The sequence below is a fragment of the Candidatus Electronema sp. TJ genome (assembly GCF_048287355.1).
Classification (GTDB): Bacteria; Desulfobacterota; Desulfobulbia; order Desulfobulbales; family Desulfobulbaceae; genus Electronema.
The window spans coordinates 1-3,143 of sequence record NZ_JBLWEP010000121.1 but is presented as its reverse complement, the minus strand read 5'-3'; the positions used below and the strand labels follow the sequence as shown (position 1 = coordinate 3,143).

Sequence of the window (3,143 nt, the reverse complement as noted above, 5' to 3'; positions counted from 1 at the left end):
GCTGCTTCCGTCTGCATCGCCTTCGCCTTGCGAAATCCTCTGTCGGACTGACCGCTCCTGCATGATAAATTTTTCGGCGGAGAAATCCTCTTGAATTTCATGATAAAAACGGGTATAAAAAAAGGTACAATTTATTGTACCGGCAGACGGAACGATAACATCCCGCTTTGCTGAGAGAATTCTGAGGAACCTGCGGACAGGCTCCTTTGCCGCAGCTCTGGACGGAAGCCGGGCTGTCAACACGCACTTGATGGATTGGAGCGGAATGATCTCGCGCATCATGCACCATGCCGCCATGCATTGCCGCCGCCAGAAAGGTCGGCTGAACATGCGGCTGCCCATCAGCAGGACACTCCGACGAAACAGAAACCTCATCATCTGTTTCACGCTGATCATCCTGATCGTCGATGCCGTCTTTCTGGCCATCAACTATGTCTCGCTCAAAGAGACGCTCTATTCCTCACTCCTGCAGCAGTCCCGCCGCCATCAGGACGAGTTCAAGCTGAACCTGAAAATGGCCTACAGCAGCATGCTGCAAATTTCCACAATGATCACCAGCAGCAGCGGGCTGGGGCAGAGCTTGCTGAACGAGGAGGAAAAGAAGGCTGCTGTCGGCAAGCCAGAGCAGGTGCCGCCGCTGGAAGGACAGGACAGCACCGCTTCCGCCCGGCGGAAAACATATCAGTTCGGCTCGATGGAGAACAAGCCGAACCAGCTGTCAACACAGCAGAACAGCTACAACTGGCTGCGCGGGGTCTCGCCGGTCTGGGCGGTCGATCCTGCGACGCAGGAGAAAGTCTATGTTGGCTCGCTGGAGGTCAGCACCTCTTTCAAGGAGATCGTCCAGCTGTATTCCAAGCTCTTCCGCGTGGATGCCGCTGTCCTGCTGAGCAGGGACTATGTCAGGAGCAAGATGTGGAACTCCGCCACCAAGGCGTATTTTGAACGGCATCCTGAGGCGAACCACTATGTCGAGGTCAGCACCTCATGGGAGATGCTGCAAAAGATGCTTCCCAGGTTGTTCGTCAAAGAAAATTACCAGACAGACAAGGTGGAGCTTTTCTTTGAGAACTCCAAATATTATTCAGTCTATTATTTCCCGCTGCTGGATTACCAGATGGCGGCTGATGAGGATCCCTACGCTGACCCAGTCGGCTTCCTGTTGATCTGGGAGGATGTCTCGGATCAGCTGGCCCGCTCCGCCACAAACTTTCTCGTCAACATTATCTTGGCCGTGCTGGCCGTTGTTTTCATCGAAGCCGGGCTGCTTTGGATACTCAACCGGGAAACCCGCCTTTCCGTGGCCGAGCAGTGCGCGGCTGTGGACGAGCTGACGGGTTTGTTCAACCGCCGTTATCTCGACGACATGCTGGACAACGAGCTGAACCGGGCGGAGAAGAGCCGGGACACGCCTCTGTCGCTGATCATCTGCGACGTGGACTATTTCAAACGCTACAATGACACCTACGGCCACAAGACCGGCGACGAGTGCCTGCGGAAGATCGCCGACTGCCTCCGGCAGCAGGCCCGCCGCAGCAGCGACTGCGTGGCCCGCTACGGCGGCGAGGAGTTTGTCATCGTTCTGCCGCGCACTGACCTGAACGCGGCCATGGACATCGCCGAGACAACGAGAAAGGCTGTGGCCAGCCTCGGCATTCCCCACGCCAGCTCGGACATTCTGCCTGTGGTCACGATCACGCTGGGCGTGGCCTGCACCGCGCATCTCGCTGAGTACGACAGCCTGTTCGAGGCGGCGGACCGCCATCTCTATTTAGCCAAAAACCGGGGCCGCAACCGGGTCGAACCGGAGCGCGTCTCGCTTCCGGCAAGAAGGACAGGGGCCTGACGGCCTGGCGCGGCGCATGAAGCACGAAGAGGAGCTGACCGGCAAACGGCTGGTCGAGAGCCGCAGGCTGACGGACGAGACGCAGCCTGACATCAGCCTGCGCCCCCGTCTGCTGGACGAGTACATCGGCCAGGAGCAGGTGAAGAGCAGCCTGCGGGTCTTCATCGAGGCCGCCCGCAAGCGGAACGAGGCCCTTGACCATGTGCTTTTCCACGGCTTTCCTGGCCTTGGCAAAACCACGCTGGCCTGCATCATCGCCAACGAGATGGGCGCGGCTATCAAAACCACCTCCGGCCCGGTGATTGAGCGGGCCGGTGACCTCGCCGCGATCCTCACCAGCCTGCAAGCGGGCGACGTGCTCTTCATCGACGAAATCCACCGCCTCAGCAGTGCCATCGAGGAAATACTCTATCCGGCGATGGAAGACTACCAGCTCGACCTCGTCATCGGCCAAGGGCCAGGCGCACGCTCGGTGAAGATTGATCTGCCGCCTTTCACGCTCGTCGGCGCGACAACCCGCACTGGCCTGCTTACCCCGCCCCTGCGCGACCGTTTCGGCGTGCTCCTCCGCCTCGAATTTTACTCGCCTGAAGAATTGGTGGCCATTGTCAGCCGCTCGGCCCGGCTTTTCGGCATCGGCATCAGCGAGGACGGCGCGCTGGAGATAGGCCGCCGCTCGCGGGGCACGCCGCGCATCGCCAACCGCCTGCTCCGCCGGGTGCGCGACTGCGCCGAGGTCGAGGGCAAGGCGTTGATTGATGCGGACGTGGCGGGCCGCGCCTTGGACATGCTGGCTGTTGACCGTCACGGGCTGGACGAGATGGACCGCCGCATCCTCCTTGCCCTGATCGACCGCTTCCAAGGCGGCCCGGTTGGGTTGGAGACCTTGGCCACAGCGGTCTGCGAGGAGAAAAACACGCTGGAGGATGTCTGTGAACCGTTCCTTATCCAGTCCGGCTTCCTGATGCGCACGCCAAGGGGCCGCGTGGCCACAGCAGCGGCGTACAAGCATTTCGGGCGGACGATGCCGGGCGGGTTTGCGTAGCAGATGAACCTCGTGGCGTGATTGGTCAAGCTGATGTCTTGAAAATATCTTTTCAAAAATAGAAGCGAGGATGCCATGTCGAAAAATAACCCTGCCAAGAAAGTCAAGAAACACTCTGATGAGCGGCTGACGGCAAACGATGCGATATGCAATGAATTTTTCCTTGGTGATATTGCATTTACCTTTCTGCCGATAGGAATCATAGCTATTCTGAGGTATGCGTTCGGAACGCTTGATAGCAGTATTTTCTTT

Annotated in this window: 3 protein-coding genes; 2 read left to right on the top strand and 1 reads right to left on the bottom strand. The window is 58.8% G+C overall.

Annotated elements, in window-relative coordinates; genetic code table 11:
• The coding region (locus ACNKID_RS09175; protein WP_417913130.1) for a hypothetical protein at positions 1-282 on the bottom strand (282 nt) is incomplete at its 3' end.
• Between ACNKID_RS09175 and ACNKID_RS09170 the strand changes: the two genes are divergently transcribed.
• Both ACNKID_RS09170 and ruvB read left to right on the top strand, forming a co-directional pair.
• Positions 266-1,846: a diguanylate cyclase gene (locus tag ACNKID_RS09170; RefSeq protein ID WP_417913129.1), complete on the top strand. Its 1,581-nt coding sequence runs from the start codon at positions 266-268 to the stop codon at positions 1,844-1,846. The two genes, ACNKID_RS09175 and ACNKID_RS09170, sit on opposite strands and share 17 nt — an antisense overlap.
• A gap of 16 nt (positions 1,847-1,862) precedes the next feature.
• Positions 1,863-2,891 carry a Holliday junction branch migration DNA helicase RuvB gene (gene ruvB / locus ACNKID_RS09165; RefSeq protein WP_417913128.1) on the top strand — a complete coding sequence of 343 codons (1,029 nt, stop codon included), beginning with the start codon at positions 1,863-1,865 and terminating at the stop codon, positions 2,889-2,891.
• The last annotated feature ends 252 nt before the right edge of the window (positions 2,892-3,143 follow it).